Source organism: Pseudomonas violetae (assembly GCF_023072615.1).
GTDB classification, from domain to species: Bacteria; Pseudomonadota; Gammaproteobacteria; order Pseudomonadales; family Pseudomonadaceae; genus Aquipseudomonas; species Aquipseudomonas violetae.
In genome coordinates this window covers 13,075-29,241 of record NZ_JAKNRW010000051.1, presented here as the reverse complement: position 1 = coordinate 29,241, position 16,167 = coordinate 13,075, and the positions used below count along the sequence as shown (strand labels likewise).

The following is a 16,167-nucleotide window of genomic DNA, read 5'->3' as shown; positions in this document are numbered from 1 at the left end:
TGCGCCCGTGCTGCCGCCCATGCTTTGTCCGACCACGTTACCCAAGGCGCCGCCCAGGCCACCGCCGATCGCGGCAGTGCCGTCGCCAGCGGCCATCGCACCTTGCGCAACGAAAAGTCCCAGAACCAGAGCAGGCAGTGTTAAACGCATGACGAAAACCTCAAAAATAGGGATAAACCGAAAGCCGGGCATTGAATGCCCCAGAGGAGGAAACGTCCAGACAAATCCTCCGTTCTTAGAAACAGCGACGGTTGGACAGCAATATTGGAAAAGGTTTTACGACAGGCAAAAAAAAGCCCGCTGGGGAAACGGGCCAGGAGTTGCTTTCTAACGGATGAGCTGAGACTACGTAAGGCCTTGTGAAAAAGTCGTGAAAGACTTTGGAATAAACACACCTGGTTATTTTTTTCCGATCGAAAAAAACCCCGCTGTTTAACGGGGTTTGTCAGATGAATGCTTACTTTCTGGAAGAGGCCGCTACCTTGGGTAGAAACTTGGCCTTAGGCCCCTGGCTAACCACGGATTTGATCTTGCCAACCTTGTGCTTGTCCTCACCAAAGCTGGCCACGTATTCAGTCTGGCCACACTGCACGCAATTGTTGATCGGAAACTCGGACCCGTCGTCTTCGATATACGGTTCAGTCATCACTTCGCCCCTTCAAAAGCGGGATCGACACCGGCAAGCCCTATTTGCCCGAAATATATCGATCACCAAGAATTTTGAGACTAGTCGGTCACCACTGGACTTGTCATTCAGTTGAAGGCGCGCCCGACGAATGGGCCGCAGAATTATCGGGACAAGTGCCGAGCCAACGCCTCAAATGCCGGCAGCGTCACCGGATCATTGGCGGCGTTGGCCGCGACCGGGTGCGATGCATAACGCACGATCACCAGCTCGGCTTTCGGATCGATATAAATCCGCTGACCATACACCCCGCGCGCCATGAACGCCCCGCCCTCCTTGTCCGTCACCCACCACATCGAGCGATAGCTCCAGCCCTTGAGCAAGGCATAATCGGCCTTGGCAAATGCCTGTTTATCGCCACCGCGGCGGATGTCGTCGATCACCGCCTTGGGCACAATCTGCTGCCCATTGAACCGGCCGTCATTGCGCAACATTTCGCCAAATCGGGCCAGATCACGCAACCCGGTATTCAGCCCACCCCCCGCAAACGGAGTGCCGATGGAGTCAACGGTAAAATATCCATCCTGCTCCGCCCCCAAACGGCTCCAGATTCGCTCTGACAGCAATTGCGCGACGTTGCGACCGGTCGCTCGCGCGATGATCCAACCCAGCACATCAGTGTTAACCGTCTTATAGGCAAACGCAGCCCCGTGTGCACCCTGGGGCTGCACCGTCTGCAGGTACTCGAAGTAACTGCGCGGCCCGATATAGTCCTTGGGGAAGGGTAAAGGACTCCCCGCCCGCCCATGGGCCCAGACATCCGCCTTCGGGTCGGCGTAATCCTCGCTGAATTTGAGGCCGGTGGTCATATCGAGAACCTGCCGCACCGTGGCTCCGGCGAACGCAGAGCCTGCCAACTCGGGCAGGTACTCGACGACTCGCTTGTTCTCATCAATCTGGCCCTCGGCAACCAGCGTGGCGCCGAGCGTACCGACCACGGACTTGGTAACCGACATCGCCGCATGCTGGCCTTGCGGGTTCAGCACACCAAAATAGCGCTCGTAGACCATCTTACCGCGGTGCAACACCACGATCCCATCGGTATAGGTGGCCGCCAGGGACTGCTCCCAGGTCATCGACTCCCGCGCGTCCAACGGGGTAAAGCTCAGCGCATCGATGTCCTGGCGCAATGCTGACTCCAGCGCAACAGGTGCACCCAGCCCGCGGGATACATTGACGGTGGGCATGAGCTGACGGAAGTTGGAAACGCTCCAGCGCATTGCCGGAAACTGGAAGTAACTGCCATCGGCAAACCGCACGGTGCGCTCGGCAGGGGGCGGCGAGCCGACCATCCAGCCAAGCTTGGCGGGGTCGCTGGCTGCGGCGTCAGGAAATGTTGTGGGCGCTGCGGCGACCGCCAGGGATGGCAGGAGCGATATCAGCAGTGCGGCGGCTGACTTGGCGACATTCGGATAGGCAGTGTTAGGGAATAGCATGAGGGTCGATTCCATTCGAGAGGTGGGTGACCAAGCGCCTGATCGTAACAGCACGGTTCAGGAATTAAGATCCCTCAACCTCAACTGCCCTGTTTGCTCACGATTTATTAATCAATAGCTTTCAGGCATGAAGCCCCCCCCTGCAGGCCTCCATAGCCATCACAAAGAAAGAAACAAGCGACTCTCCCGTCCGACGCCGCTATCCGCCCGATTTTTTCAGACGCCAAAAAACCACAAACCCCCGACTTTCTCTAGGAAAATCGGGGGTTTGTGTTTACTTAATGTGGCGGTGAAGGAGAGATTCGAATTTAGCAGCACTTTCGCCCAACAACCGCCGTATTACGGGGCTTTCAGCGTGCAGAGTAGTACAATCGAGTAGTACAATCCTCTGTACCACTCCCTTCTCCACGGCGCTCACATGGCAGACAATCTGATCCAGAAGAAAGGCGAAAGCACCTGGTATGTCCGCCTGGCTGTCCCTGCTGATGTTCGTGCGGCTATGGGTGGGAAAACTGTCCTCATTCGATCCTTGCAAACAGGATTACGTAGCAAAGCCATGGAACGGAGACTGGCTGTCCTTGCGGAGTGGAAAGAAGCCATTGCACGCGCACGAGGAAAGCGGGCATCTCGTGGGGACAAGTGGAAAGACCCCGTTGCCACCTTGTCTCATGGTTTTGCTCAGGCGACACGACAACTGAAAACTGATGTTGCCCTTGGCGAAATAGACGACCAGACCACATTTGCTCCTGACGAGATTGAAGCCCTCTACCGAGGATTGTTCGACGACTCTCCTGAGGGGAAAGCACGCCGAGAGAAAGCTGATCGCGTTTACGCCATGACAGGCATGGATGGCGAGATAGCGAACATTGGATTCGCTCAAGAAATGGCTATGGAATTCATGGCGAAGGTCCTGGGAGTCACCCAGGAGCTGTCCCTAGTAGAGGAGGCAGAAGCTCGACTGATACTCAACGACCCCAAGGCACACAAACCTAAGTCGCCAATCACCACCGCTCGGCTGAAGACCTACCGCGAATTTAGGGAAAGCCGTGGCGGAGCCCCTAAACACGTCGATCAGCAAGTGGGCAAGATGGAACGTCTCTCCAAATTCCTCAGAGAGAAAGAGCTACCACTGGACTTCGACACGGTAGATCTATGGTTGAAATCGCTTGATCGTGCGCCAGCCACACTAGGTCAGCACCTCTTGGCAGGCACTGCCTTTTGGAAGTGGGCGATGAAGTACGACTCGGCTTGGCGTGAAGAATACAAAGACAAGATGAATCCGTTCATAGGCCACGAACTGCCACAGGGTGGCGGTTCTGAGATAGCCGGACTGTCTCGGCAAATCTACACACGAGACGACACTCTCAAGCTCCATCAAGCTGCACTGGATAATGGAGACAAACCTCTTGCGGACCTCATTGCACTAGGTTGGTATACCGGAGGTCGAATCGAAGAACTATGCCGACTCAATAAAGACAGCGTAATCACTGTTGACGACATCCAGTGTTTCGACTTCCCGAAGAGCAAACGCAAGGCAAGCAAGCGTGTGGTGCCAATTCATCCAAGCTTGTTACCTATCATCGATCGTCTGCGTGAAGACACCACCGACACCTTCCTGATCCCCACCAGTTCGCATGACCACTACGGCAAACGCTCGCACGCAATATCAAAGGCGTTTGGCCGACTACGTACAGCAGCAGGCTTTAGCAGACTCCACGTTTTCCACAGTTTCCGTCATACCGTAGTCACTGAGTTGATCAGGGCAGACGTTCCAGACGCTTTGGCGAAAGAATTGGTTGGGCATATCACTGGCACAGTTACACATGACGTCTATTCAAAAGGTGCGAGTACAGCTCAGAAGCTGGCAGCGATCTCCAAACTGCCCATCATTCCTGTCTAGTCGTCAGCGTGAGCTGGCTGGGTCTGCACCTAACGAAGCTCAACCTGTACCCATCGGCGGTTGGATCACCCTCACCGTCCTGGGTGCAAGGTGTCCGGAAGCCGTAGTAGCACAGGGCCAATAGAGCAGCTAAGCTCGCTACCTCAATTCGAACGTAGGCGGGCTGGAATGGGCATCTATCGCGTAGAAGAATTTCTCGCTCGGGCGAAGGCGTTCATTGCTGTGGGAGACGAAAACTCTTTACGCCATGCATGCCTTGAATTGCGCTTCTGCCTCGAAAGCATCGTCTATAGAAAGCTGGCGGACGTCGGCGACCAGCTCCCTTTAGCGGTTTACAAGACCTGGCAGCCACCCAAAGCGTTGAAGCTGTTGCTGAGCTTCGAACCTCGTGCAGACCAAGACGTGTCGATCAGCGTCTGTCTGAACACCGCCGATGGCAAGCCCATTGGAGAGTGGCTTGATCTTGGCGATTACAGGATGTTCTCCGTCAGCTGGCTGAACAAGAATTACAGCAAGCTCGGAAGGTTTTTGCACATGACCACCCTCCCCGAGTACGAAGCCCCTCCTGAACTCACCGCTTCGATGATCGAAGAAATCGTTAACGAGATTGAGCGTGTGGCGTCCGCCGACCTAGTAATGTCGATGAACTCGGTCACTGCCGTTCCGTGCACCGTATGCCAGTCCGATATGTATGCGAGCCACGCTCAAATTGAAGCTGAGGCAGCCATCGAATGCTATCAAGAAAAGTGCAAAGCGCGACACCACATCAGAAAAGATGGCGATGGTTTCACCGTTGACCGAACGGGGCTGTTCTCCGTCCCGTGCAGGAAGTGTGAACAGCGGTTACCCCTGGAGTCGATCAAGCACGACGAGGTGAAAGAATGCGTGGCTTGTGGGCACAAGCATATGTTCCGCTGGAGCTATGCCAGTTTGCCTGATGCACCGGTCAAAGCTGAGTGAGGCCGATATTGGCCAAACCCTTGCCCGCCCGCCAGAAAAAGAGCCCTCGATTTAAACAGGGGGTGGGGGGGGGTGTACCACCTTGATTTGCCAGGGCTCTACCCGAGGTATTGAACGACGTGAGACTAGGCACTTGCTAACGCCACTTGAATTCAAAATAACGTGACTCTCAACAGAACGCGAAGCCCCACAAGGCTCTCTGATGACGCGTGAGCGTCTACCCGCTACAGGCGTACCGCTTACAACGCTACAGCGCCCCCTATATGGCCTAGGGAAGCTCACAGCAGCTATGTACTACCTAGTTAGTAAATATTCTGAGATGGCTAAGGCGGGCACGGGTGCAGACACTAAAGAGGGAATGACAGAGACAACGACTTCATCACTCGACTCACCTGCATAGAAGACCACTCACCACCTCGGCTAGTGCCTATCCCCTTGTCGTTCAAACAATCAGCCACCTGTTGCAAGGTCGTCGCACCTTTACGAATGCAGAGGTCGATAGGATCACGTACCGATTCGGTCCAGGTAGTGACGCGTTCTAGAATAGCTTTACTCGCTTTGTCTCTATTGGCTTGGGTACGCCCCATTACCAGCGCCCCAGCACGCCTAGCCAACTTCTCAATGGAGGCGACATCACCATCATCGGCACGAGCTTTCAGCGCCGCTAGAGCGTCACGGGTACGACTGGCAATGAATGAACGCTCTTGCTCGGCCAGGGCTGCAAACAAGTGAAGCTGGAAGTTGTCGGCTAGCGGCATGGTTGCCACTTTCAACGAGGTGCGTTTCATCAGCTCGGCGATGTGACCGACGTCACGACCAATCCTGTCGAGCTTCGCCACTAGCACCGGTAAACCATGAGCCAAGGCTTTCTTGCACTCTGGTCGATCCTGTGGGGCAATGGTGCCGCTAACGGTCTCGGTGTACTCAGCGACAACCTTCCAGCCTTGCTGGCGAGCAGCGGAATGGACGTAATCCACCTGGGCTTCCAGACCGAGACCACTCTTCTCTTGGGCTCCTGTCGAGACCCGGTAGTACGCCACAACTTCCATTTTCCAGTCCTCAATCGATGTGTAGGACTAGATCATAACATTTCCTGGACGTTCGTTGTAGATGCGTTAATTTCCTTCCTGACGTAGCAGACGAATGGTTGAAGTGATGCCTTCGACGCTTCTGTCGAGCACTTCCAAGGCTGTCGTGGCGTTGTCTGCAATGTCCGTTGAGCCTCGTTCGGCAATCCACTTGGCGAGTTCTTCGATGGCGGCGCCGATACCGTTTTGGTTGATCATCAAGAGTTCGATGGCGTTGGCTATGGCTTCGTCTTTGTCTGGCATGACTGTCTTCCTTGAGGGTGTGGCGGAAATTGTAGCTCAGCGCGTGGCTGGCTGGGGCTGGGTTATGGCCTTATGCAAGAAATGACGATTTCAGCTCGAAAATGACGATTTTATGCATAAACGTGAAATTGCATCACCCCCGCAAGGGCCAGCTTGATCGCCTTCAACCCACAAGCCACGGAAATACAGGGCTATAGAACAGTGGGCTATCACTGGACGAGTTTTTATAACTGCGGTTAGGAGCATCGATATGGAGGTTATGGGCAGTTTCCACGGGGATATTTGAGGTTATGGCGAAGGTTTCCAGTCACATGGATAATGCATCCAATCCAATGGAGAACTGGCATGAATGGATGGCAAAGGTTGTGGGTGGTGGTGTTTGTAATCGTCGGTCTTTTGCTAATGGTGGTGGGTGAGAAACTCGTACCCAGCAAAGAAACCATTGCTATGAAATTCGATAAGCCGCTGGAACAAGAGCGCCGATTCTTGGCAGAGCTCAAGAGCAAGCGCTTCGACACAGATGCTTTCAGTCAGGACTTCTTCGGCGGGAATGCACTCCAGGATACCGAGGCAAGGATTAGAGATTTGGAAACCCGTCGCCAATCTGAACTTGATTCACTGTGGACTGACCAGCTCAAGCTCAGGAGCGTCTTTGTGGGTGTGTGGTTTGTATTTGGTCTGATATTGTACGCCATCGGGGCGACGGTGGGCTGGGTGTATCGAGGGTTTCGCCCTAAGGCTGTGTAGCTACGCTGCAACAAGCGCCCATGCTGTATCAACTCTCCAACACCCATCGATTTAAGTCTGCAAGGCGTTCGGTGAGGTTCTTTATGTTCTCAGGGCAACTAGCCTGCTGTTCTGCTTGGTGAGCAGGATTCTCGAATCCCAAGACGTTATAGGTGTCTTCGGTTTTGGCTTTCAGATTTCGCATCAACGCTGGGATTTTATCGTGCTTCACATTGGGGATGTGCTGCAGAGCATCTTCTAGAGCGACGGTGAAATCTTGGTAGAGGTCGGGACGGTTACACCCCTTCGCAGTGGCCAGATCGAAGTCTGCATTCTCGTAAAGAACGAGAATGTAACCTGACGTTAGTTTCATCTGGGCTTGAGCCATGAAAGGCACTGCGATCAATGACATTAGCAAGGCGGTGGACTTCAGCGACATTAGCCATTCTCGTTGTGTTGTTAAGGGAAGGTGCAAGCATTTCTAGTCTCACCGACTGTAGCAGACCAAACACTATAGCTGCACCACAAGGTGGTCGCACCGAAAGCGTTTAGCTTTCATGCTGAACCAGCTATGGCGTGACCGCCGACTACCCTTCGGGTGTACCTCGACACAAATACAAATAAACAAAAATCTAGCTCTTGCCTTTGACCTTGCCTTTTGCTTCGGTGCATAAACGAATGCGGACGCATTCAGTAGTAACCCCGTCAGCGGTCGCTGACAGCTATTGCACGTCACCTTCGGTGCAGCAGATCAAAAGCGAAGAGCTTTGATGTGTGTTGATATTATTGTATTTGATGGTGGGCTGATCCAGAATCGGGACGATGCGACTATTGTCCATCAACGTGTTACCACCGTAGTACTCCGCACTGGCTTTTCAATATCCGACCGTAATTCAATCAACGAGTGTAACCCGCCCATGCAAGCATGAAGTAGTTATTCCATCAATGCTTTGCATTGAGAAGTTCTTCTTTATACATGCGGCCGATATTCCCCCCCCTGCCGAATGCCGAAACTACGCTGCCTGACCTTCTTCCCGCCAACGGCGGATGGTTTTGGCAGTGATACCAACCTCACGCTCGATGGCCTTGACGGACTTACCCTCTGCGAGCATTTGGCGAACAAGCTCGCGCTTGGGTAGAGCGACCACAACGCCACCCACAGGCATTGCAGGGTACTGGCGCTCATACTTGTCAGCAGTACCGTATTCCGTAAAGGTGCGAAGATCGTGATGTAGCTTCGCCAGCTCTTCTGGAGTGGGCGGAAGCAGTTCATCATCCCAATCACACGACTTGCGAGGCGCTTCGATGCCATCCATTTCGAACCGTAGCGAGTCTGGTCGGCACTTCATCATGCGGGGAATTGCCAGCTCAACAGCCTTCACATAGCGGCGTGCATGGCGCTCACCAAGGTTGAGAAGATCCTGCACTGCTTCATTGGTAATCTCTGGCAGCCATTCGAGGACGGTGATGATTCTTCTAACACTCAACGGCTTCGACACTCCGCCTTGACCAATATCGCGGTTATGCCAATCAAGGCGGGCGATACCTTCAATAATGTCCATGGCAAACAATGGGTAGCATCGCTGATAGTCATCGAGTCGCATCAGATAGCCTGCAAACGGGTTCGCCACTACTTTAGGTGGGCGACGGATTGCTTTGTCAGCCTTCGGCTTCCTGGCCTTCGTCGGCTTTAGTTTCTTTTCGAGCCATTGGTCAGCATTGGCACCCATTCTGGCGCTCATGGAGTCAAGTTCTTGCTTGGTGAGAAGTTTGGGGCATGTTTCTTCCATAGTGTTCTCCTGTGATCAGTTCATTTCATAGGCAAATGCCTCGGGGTTGGTGGGTTTGGTCAAATCTCGGACAGCACAAAACCGACGCCTGACACCACTCTGGGTTATGTCGAGATACGTTCGGTGCGAGCTGCTTGAGTAAGTGGCGAATATACGCCTATTTGACCATATTTGTCAAATTGAATCTCATGCCGGTAGTTGCACCAATCAAACTACTGATACAGGTCCGGTAGCGCCGCTTAGGAACCTTCATTTGACGAGAACACCCAAATTAAACTCCGAACTTATCACTCTCTGTATGGCGCCATACGACCTTCCTAACTGTTTGGTAACAATGTATAAAGCCGCCACGGCCTCAGCATCCACGGCGGTTGCAGAGGTCGAGTGCAACACGGCTATTGAATTGAAGCTGGAGCAGCATGAGGCGACCCCACCCATATCCAGAGCTTTTGAAACTTTTAATCAACTTTTGAGCAGAAAATACAAACCAATGGTAATAGCAATCACCACCACCATAAAAATTCGGCCATCCCGTATCCGCCGTGCATTGGCATCGATTTTCAGTCGATTAAATGTTTCGACATCGCTCAGACCTTGCACCTTGTAATGCATAAGGTTATTGATTTGGCCATCGATCTGGCTGTTATGTGAACTATTACTGGACGCGATAATTATCCACGGGATCACCCAAAATCCGATGGTAGGGATGCACAGTAATAAATGAAGTACGTGGTTTGTTTTTTTCTTTTGGTTGGTTAGTACAAAAAGCTGCTCGTTCATTATCAACACCCGTATAAGTTGGTAATTCACCACTTTACGATAGAGCATAGTCGGCATCTTTACAGAGTGACAGCGGCAGCGACAAGAGGACAGATCAACAAGGTATTACGATGCGATGCAGCTTCAAGAATGTCGATGAGGGGGGGCACGGACGAAGTCGGCACGGCACATGCCGAGGTCACCTGCGGGCTCGTTTCGGGAGATTGATGGCACGATGACGCAAGGGGCCGGAGTGAAGAATTAGACGAATGGAACGGAGGGGGGTGCGATTACTGCCAAAGGGGCCACGAAGGGATAGCGCTGGCAGGAGACGGAGCAGACAAGCGGGAGTAGTACAGTTGAGTAGTACAAACGAAAAACCCCGTGAACTCTAAGCAACTGAATTCACAGGGTTTTCTTAATGTGGCGGTGAAGGAGAGATTCGAACTCTCGATACAATTTCTTGTATACACACTTTCCAGGCGTGCTCCTTAAGCCACTCGGACACTTCACCGTATCTCTTCAAACATGTTCTGTCTGTCGAGGCGCGCTAATGTAGTCGAAAGCTTTTCCGATGGCAAATATTTTTTTCAGAATTTTCATGCGGTTAGCGATTTAGTTGTTCTGGCTGCCCGCCAGCCATGGCAAACCTGCCAATCTCCGGCTTCGCCGCCCCTTCTATATAGAGGTGAAGGCGCAGCAGCGGTGGCTGGTCAAGCGTTGAGCATCACCACAGGGTGACCGGCGAGTCAGTCACGGCGCTTTACCTGGCCTACGGTGGTGGGTAACGTCTGCCTCATCTTTCATACAAGGAATAGCGTCATGAGTGAGTTGATCTCCTACCACCTCGAAGACGGTATCGCGACACTGACCTTGAGCAATGGCAAGGTCAATGCGATCTCGCCGGACGTCATTGCCGCGTTCAACGCTGCGTTGGATCAGGCGGTGACTGATCGCGCGGTGGTGATCATCACAGGCACGCCAGGGATTCTGTCGGGTGGTTATGACTTGAAGGTCATGACCTCCGGCCCCAAGGAAGCCGTTGCCCTGGTGACGGCAGGCTCGACGCTGGCTCGCCGCCTGTTGGCGCACCCTTACCCGGTGATCGTCGCGTGCCCTGGACATGCAGTGGCCAAGGGCGCGTTCCTGCTGTTGTCGGTGGATTACCGCATTGGTGTCGAGGGGGCTTACAGCATCGGCCTCAACGAAGTACAGATCGGTATGACCATGCACCACGCCGGCATCGAGCTGGCTCGTGATCGCCTGCGTAAGTCGGCGTTCCACCGTTCGGTGATCAATGGCGAGATGTTCAATCCGCAGAGCGCCATCGACGCTGGCTTCCTCGACATCGTTGTCTCCGCCGATGAACTGCAGGGGGCTGCGCTGGCCGCAGCGCGTCAGCTTAAGAAGATCAACATGACCGCCCACAAGAACACCAAGCTGAAGGTGCGCAAGGCGTTGCTGGAAACGCTGGACAACGCCATCGTCCAGGATCAGCAACATATGGGTTAAGCCCGGACTCGCGCTCCCTGAAAAGCCCGACCCTCGTGTCGGGCTTTTTCTTGCGTCTTTTGTTGAGAGTCCTACAACAGCTCTACAACGCGTCTGACATCAAAGTCGGAAACATGCGCTTAAACATCGGCTATCTCCGAACTCTATAGCCGCAATTGCCGAACACAATGCACATCCGTACACTGCGCCACCTTTTGTCCCGGTGGGGCCTTTAAATGCTGTTCGTGTTTCGTATGTTATTGATGGGCCTGCACTTTATTCTCGCCGGCGTCCTGGGTGTGATTCTCGGCCTGTGCCGACCTTTCAACCCGGACAACAGTCGCCTGTGCGCCCGCCTCTACGCCTGGCCGGCGATGTGTATCCTGCGCCTGCGGGTAAAGGCTGAGGTTGGCCCCTTGATGGACAAGCCTGCGAGCTGCGTGATCATCGCCAATCATCAGTCCAACTACGATCTTTTCGTGTTCGGTAATGTGGTACCGCACCGCACCGTCTGCATCGGCAAGAAGAGCCTGAAGTGGGTGCCGCTGTTTGGGCAGTTGTTCTGGCTGGCCGGTAACGTACTGATCGACCGGGGCAATGCGCAGAAGGCGCGACAGTCGATGCTGACCACGACTCACACGCTGCAGAATGAAGACACTTCGATCTGGGTATTTCCGGAAGGCACGCGCAATCTGGGTGAAGATTTGTTGCCGTTCAAGAAAGGCGCGTTTCAGATGGCGATTGCTGCCGGGGTGCCGATTGTTCCGGTGTGTGTCAGCAGTTATGTGAAACAGATGCGTTTGAATCGCTGGGATAGCGGGAAGATTCTGATTCGCTCTTTACCGGCGATTCCGACGGCAGGGTTAAGCCTGGATGATATGCCGGAGTTGATTGAGCAATGTCGCGAGCAGATGCGCGAGTGTATTGCTTCGATGGATCGGCAGATTCTGGCGGGTTAGCCGCCCTCGGCCATGAGTGGCCGAGGGTACACGCGACAAGGCCAGAAAATCGCAGCCTCGTTTCACTCGACAGCGCCTACAGGCTAAGCTGGTCACTGCCTGCCAACCAGAAGTGAACCAACACCATGGGTAGAGTTGTTGCTGCTGCGGTTTACAGCGCCGGGAAAAAAGTTACCGACATAACCCTCGACGAAGGTGCGGCCTGGGCTGCCAAGCCTGACCACTTCGTCTGGATCGGGCTGGAAGAACCCGATGCCCAGGAACTGGCCAATCTGCAACGCCAGTTCAATCTGCACGAACTGGCCATTGAAGACGCCCTGGAAAAACACAGCCGCCCCAAGCTCGAGACCTTCGGCGATGCGCTGTTTATCGTCACTTACTCGCCCATCCGCGATGCACAGGGAAAACTCGAGTTCATCGAAACCCACATCTTCGCTGGCAACGGCTACATCATCACTGCGCGAAATGGGCATTCGGCGTCCTACGCCTACGTCCGACAACGTTGTGAGGCACGTCCGCTGCTGCTGGAGCACGGGGAAGATTTCGTCCTCTACGCCCTCCTCGACTTCGTGATCGAAAACTACCAGCCAGTGGGCGAAGCGATCCATGCCGAGATCGATGAGCTGGAACGCAATGTGCTGTGCAGCGCGCTGAATGAGCACGATATCCAGAAGCTCCACGGTCTGCGGCGCGATGTCGTGCGCCTGCGGCGCTACGCAGCGCCAATGGTGGAGATTGGCGAGGAGCTGCAGAAGCTCAGCTTTCCTTTCATCGACAAAAACATGCGTCCGTACTTTCGCGACGTGCAGATCCACGTCACCCGGCAGATGGAGGACCTCACCACCCTGGCAGACATTGCCAGCCAGACGATCGAGGTCGGGGTGTTGCTGGAGGCGTCACGCCAGAGTGTGGTGCAGCGTAAGTTCGCGGCATGGGCGGCGATTCTGGCGTTTCCGACTGCGGTGGCAGGGATCTACGGGATGAACTTCCAGAACATGCCGGAGCTGACCTGGCACTACGGGTATTTCGCGGTGCTGGGGTTTATTGCAGTGGGCTGTGTGAGTTTGTGGGCGAGTTTCAAGAGATCGGGCTGGCTGTAGAAACAAGGCGAGTGCTCCGCACGCCCTTGCGGGAAAGCCCTGCTCCCACAGCTTCGGGCTCTAACCCGCTTTAAGCTCCGGCTTGTGCGCTACGAACCGCATCATCCACTCCGCCACCGTAGCGCCGTGGTGCTGCTGTTCCAGGCTGGCCACGCCCTTCTGGTAAATCTGCTCACCCAGTGCCTGCTGACGGATCTCCAGCAGCGCCCGCGAATAATCGTGGATGAACTCCGGGTGCCCCTGGAAGCACAGCACCTGATCGTTGATGTGATACGCGGCAAACGGGCAGAAATCGCTGGAGGCGATGACTGTGGCGTTTTCCGGTAGCGCGGTGACCTGGTCCTGGTGGCTGATCAGCAACGTCAGCTCTTCCACGACCGGGCTCATCCACGGCGCCTTGGCCGCGAGCTTGTAGTTGTGGGTGCCGACCCCCCACCCTTGAGTGGCGCGCTCGCTCTTGCCGCCCAGCAGCAGCGCCAGCAACTGATGACCGAAACACACGCCGAGCAACTTGTCGCCGCGCTCGTAGCGCTTGAGCAGATAAGCCCGGAGGGTTTCTATCCACGGGTCGGTGCCAAAGGAATCGGCCTTGCTACCGGTGACCAGATAAGCATCGAACACCTGCTCTTCGTCGGGATACTCGCCCTGCATCACGTTGTACACCGTGAACTCGGCGGCAATTGGCTGCTGCGTGAACAGACGCTGGAACATCTGCCCGTAACCCTGATATTGATCGACCAGTTCCGGACGCAGGATGTCGGTTTCCAGAATGCAGATGCGTAACGACATAAAAAATACCTGACACGTGATGGGAATAATGCACACCCAGAGCCTGCCTCGAAACACCGTGACAAGGCAAGCCCCACAAGCATCATCGGTCCCCTAAAACGTCTCCCCCTGGGCCGCTTTTTCCAGCAGCAGTGCCGGCGGCGTGAATCGCTCGCCATATTGCTCGGCCAGGTACTGGGCGCGAGCGACGAAGTCCTGCACGCCGTACTGGTTGATGAACTGCAACGCGCCGCCGGTCCAGGCCGCAAACCCGATGCCGAAAATCGAGCCGATGTTGGCATCCGCCGTCGAAGTCAGCACGCCCTCCTCCAGGCACCGCACGGTTTCGATGGCCTGCACGAAGAGCAGCCGGTCGCGCACGTCCTTGGGCGAGATCTGCCCGTCGGCCGTTTCGAAGCGGGTTTTCAGTTCCGGCCACAGGTACTTCTGGCCACCACTTGGGTATTGATAAAACCCGCCGCCTGCGGCCTTGCCAGGACGCTTGTACTCGTTGAGCAACAGGTCGATCACAGCGAACGCCGGATGCTCGACCAGCGGTTTGCCTTCCGCCTCCAGGTCCTTGGCGGTTTGCTGACGGATGTGACTCATGAGACTCAGGGAAACCTCGTCGGAAATCGCCAGCGGGCCAATCGGCATGCCCGCCTTGCGCGCCTCGGTTTCGATCATCGCCGCGCTGACGCCTTCGCCGAGCATGGCGATGCCTTCGTTGGTGAAGGTGCCAAACACCCGCGAGGTGAAGAAGCCACGGCTGTCGTTGACGACTATCGGGGTTTTCTTGATTTGCAGGACGAAATCGAAACCGCGGGCCAGGGTTTCATCGCTGGTGCGCGTGCCTCTGATGATCTCCACCAGGGGCATTTTTTCCACCGGGCTGAAAAAATGCAGGCCGATGAACCGGGTCTGGTCGGGCACGGCGGTAGCGAGGCCACTGATCGGCAAGGTGGACGTGTTGGAGGCAATCACCGCCTGGGCACCGACGACTTTCTGCGCGGCCGAGGACACTTTGGCTTTGAGCTCCCGATCCTCGTACACCGCTTCGATGATCAGGTCGCAGCCGGCCAGGTCAGCATCATTTTCGCTCGGTAGAATCCGCGCCAGAATCGCTTCGCGCTGCTCGGATGACAGCTGCCCGCGAGCGACTTTTTTATCCAGCAGTGTCGCCGAGTGGGCCTTGCCCTTCTCTGCTGCAGCCAGGCTGATGTCCTTGAGCACTACCTCGATACCCGCCGAGGCGCTGACGAAGGCAATGCCCGCGCCCATCATCCCGGCACCCAGCACGCCGACCTTGTGCGTGGTGAACGAGGCATGCCCCTGGGGCCTGGAGCCCCCGGCGTTGATTTCATTGAGCTGAAACCAGAAGGTGCCTATCAGGTTTTTCGACACCTGACCGGTGGTCAACTCGGTGAAATAGCGGGTCTCGATCAGGTGCGCGGTGTCGAAATCAACCTGGGCCCCTTCCACCGCCGCACAGAGGATTTTTTCCGGTGCGGGCATGCAGCCCTGGGTTTTGCTGCGCAGGATCGATGGCGCGATCGCCAGCATCTGCGCGACTTTGGGGTGCGATGGCGTGCCGCCGGGAATCTGGTAGCCCTTCACATCCCATGGCTGCACGGCGGCCGGATTGGCCAGGATCCAGGCCCGGGCTTTGCTCAGCAACTCTTGCGGGTCCTGCGCCAGCTCGTCGATCAAACCGGCCTGCAGGGCCTGTTGAGACCGCACCTTCTTGCCCTCCAGCAGATACGGCAAGGCTTTCTCGATCCCCAGCAGGCGCACCATGCGCACGACCCCGCCGCCGCCCGGCAGCAGGCCCAGGGTGACCTCCGGCAGGCCAAGCTGCACCGAGGAATGATCCAGCGCCACGCGATGATGGCACGCCAGGCAGATTTCCCAGCCGCCGCCGAGCGCTGCGCCATTGATCGCGGCGACCACGGGTTTGCCGAGCGTTTCCAGGGCGCGCAGCTGGGCCTTGAGGGTCAATACCATGTCGTAGAAGGCTTTGGCCTCGGGCTTGCCGACCTTGATCAGTTCATTGAGATCGCCGCCGGCAAAGAAAGTCTTTTTCGCCGAGGTGATGATCACGCCGGCTATCGACGCTTTCTCTTCGACCAGGCGCTTCACGCAGTCCGCCATGGCGTCGCGGTACACAGCGTTCATGGTGTTGGCGCTCTGGCCCGGCATATCAATGGTCAGGACGACGATCTGGTCCTGGCCCTTTTCGTAACGGATGGCTTCGGTCATGAC

At 55.6% G+C, this 16,167-nt stretch carries 15 protein-coding genes, 1 tRNA gene and 1 pseudogene; 6 read left to right on the top strand and 11 right to left on the bottom strand.

What is annotated here, in order from left to right; translation table 11 throughout:
* The 3 genes and pseudogenes from L9059_RS28745 to L9059_RS28735 form a co-directional block, all read right to left on the bottom strand.
* Positions 1 to 150 (bottom strand): annotated as a pseudogene (locus L9059_RS28745) (bacteriocin); the annotation flags it as partial.
* A 307-nt stretch (positions 151 to 457) separates the two neighbouring features.
* A complete protein-coding gene (locus L9059_RS28740) occupies positions 458 to 646 on the bottom strand; it encodes a hypothetical protein (protein ID WP_247294376.1) in 189 nt (62 codons plus the stop codon).
* Between the two features lie 143 nt (positions 647 to 789).
* On the bottom strand, positions 790 to 2,121 hold the full coding sequence (locus tag L9059_RS28735; protein ID WP_247294375.1) for a serine hydrolase domain-containing protein: 1,332 nt from the start codon (positions 2,119 to 2,121) through the stop codon (positions 790 to 792).
* A 418-nt stretch (positions 2,122 to 2,539) separates the two neighbouring features.
* On the opposite strand from L9059_RS28735, the gene L9059_RS28730 reads away from it, so the two are divergent.
* Together L9059_RS28730 and L9059_RS28725 are read left to right on the top strand one after the other, a co-directional pair.
* Complete coding sequence (locus L9059_RS28730; protein ID WP_247294374.1) at positions 2,540 to 4,021, top strand: tyrosine-type recombinase/integrase; 1,482 nt, start codon at positions 2,540 to 2,542, stop codon at positions 4,019 to 4,021.
* Positions 4,022 to 4,189: 168 nt separating this feature from the next.
* Entirely contained in the window at positions 4,190 to 4,981 is a 792-nt protein-coding gene (locus L9059_RS28725) for a hypothetical protein (protein WP_247294372.1), read from the top strand.
* A 347-nt stretch (positions 4,982 to 5,328) separates the two neighbouring features.
* Here L9059_RS28725 and L9059_RS28720 read toward each other — a convergent pair whose 3' ends face one another.
* Positions 5,329 to 6,030 (bottom strand): recombinase family protein, encoded by a 702-nt coding sequence (locus tag L9059_RS28720; protein ID WP_247294370.1) that lies wholly within the window; start codon positions 6,028 to 6,030, stop codon positions 5,329 to 5,331.
* A 66-nt stretch (positions 6,031 to 6,096) separates the two neighbouring features.
* Positions 6,097 to 6,312: a hypothetical protein gene (locus L9059_RS28715; RefSeq protein WP_247294369.1), complete on the bottom strand. Its 216-nt coding sequence runs from the start codon at positions 6,310 to 6,312 to the stop codon at positions 6,097 to 6,099.
* Positions 6,313 to 6,657: 345 nt separating this feature from the next.
* Here L9059_RS28715 and L9059_RS28710 point away from each other — a divergent pair, with 345 nt between their 5' ends.
* Positions 6,658 to 7,059: a hypothetical protein gene (locus tag L9059_RS28710; RefSeq protein WP_247294367.1), complete on the top strand. Its 402-nt coding sequence runs from the start codon at positions 6,658 to 6,660 to the stop codon at positions 7,057 to 7,059.
* A 28-nt stretch (positions 7,060 to 7,087) separates the two neighbouring features.
* Here L9059_RS28710 and L9059_RS28705 read toward each other — a convergent pair whose 3' ends face one another.
* From L9059_RS28705 to L9059_RS28690, 4 genes are all read right to left on the bottom strand, one after another.
* Positions 7,088 to 7,477, bottom strand: coding sequence for a hypothetical protein (locus L9059_RS28705; protein WP_247294365.1), 390 nt, complete (start codon positions 7,475 to 7,477; stop codon positions 7,088 to 7,090).
* Positions 7,478 to 8,051: 574 nt separating this feature from the next.
* A complete protein-coding gene (locus L9059_RS28700) occupies positions 8,052 to 8,828 on the bottom strand; it encodes a helix-turn-helix domain-containing protein (protein WP_247294363.1) in 777 nt (258 codons plus the stop codon).
* Positions 8,829 to 9,290: 462 nt separating this feature from the next.
* The gene (locus tag L9059_RS28695) at positions 9,291 to 9,656 is read right to left on the bottom strand and encodes a hypothetical protein (RefSeq protein WP_247294361.1); all 366 of its coding nucleotides are present in this window, start codon (positions 9,654 to 9,656) and stop codon (positions 9,291 to 9,293) included.
* Between the two features lie 355 nt (positions 9,657 to 10,011).
* A tRNA-Ser gene (locus L9059_RS28690) sits at positions 10,012 to 10,101 on the bottom strand.
* Positions 10,102 to 10,409: 308 nt separating this feature from the next.
* Here L9059_RS28690 and L9059_RS28685 point away from each other — a divergent pair.
* The 3 genes from L9059_RS28685 to L9059_RS28675 all read left to right on the top strand — a co-directional run bounded on the left by L9059_RS28685 (position 10,410) and on the right by L9059_RS28675 (position 13,137).
* A complete protein-coding gene (locus tag L9059_RS28685; RefSeq protein ID WP_247294359.1) occupies positions 10,410 to 11,099 on the top strand; it encodes a crotonase/enoyl-CoA hydratase family protein in 690 nt (229 codons plus the stop codon).
* A gap of 215 nt (positions 11,100 to 11,314) precedes the next feature.
* Complete coding sequence (locus L9059_RS28680; RefSeq protein ID WP_247294357.1) at positions 11,315 to 12,037, top strand: 1-acylglycerol-3-phosphate O-acyltransferase; 723 nt, start codon at positions 11,315 to 11,317, stop codon at positions 12,035 to 12,037.
* 125 nt (positions 12,038 to 12,162) lie between these two features.
* The gene (locus L9059_RS28675; protein ID WP_247294355.1) at positions 12,163 to 13,137 is read left to right on the top strand and encodes a magnesium and cobalt transport protein CorA; all 975 of its coding nucleotides are present in this window, start codon (positions 12,163 to 12,165) and stop codon (positions 13,135 to 13,137) included.
* A 60-nt stretch (positions 13,138 to 13,197) separates the two neighbouring features.
* Here the strand turns inward: L9059_RS28675 and L9059_RS28670 are convergent, their stop codons facing one another.
* A complete protein-coding gene (locus tag L9059_RS28670; protein ID WP_247294353.1) occupies positions 13,198 to 13,926 on the bottom strand; it encodes an amidotransferase in 729 nt (242 codons plus the stop codon).
* Positions 13,927 to 14,019: 93 nt separating this feature from the next.
* Positions 14,020 to 16,164 carry a 3-hydroxyacyl-CoA dehydrogenase NAD-binding domain-containing protein gene (locus L9059_RS28665; RefSeq protein WP_247294351.1) on the bottom strand — a complete coding sequence of 715 codons (2,145 nt, stop codon included), beginning with the start codon at positions 16,162 to 16,164 and terminating at the stop codon, positions 14,020 to 14,022.
* Positions 16,165 to 16,167: the final 3 nt, after the last annotated feature.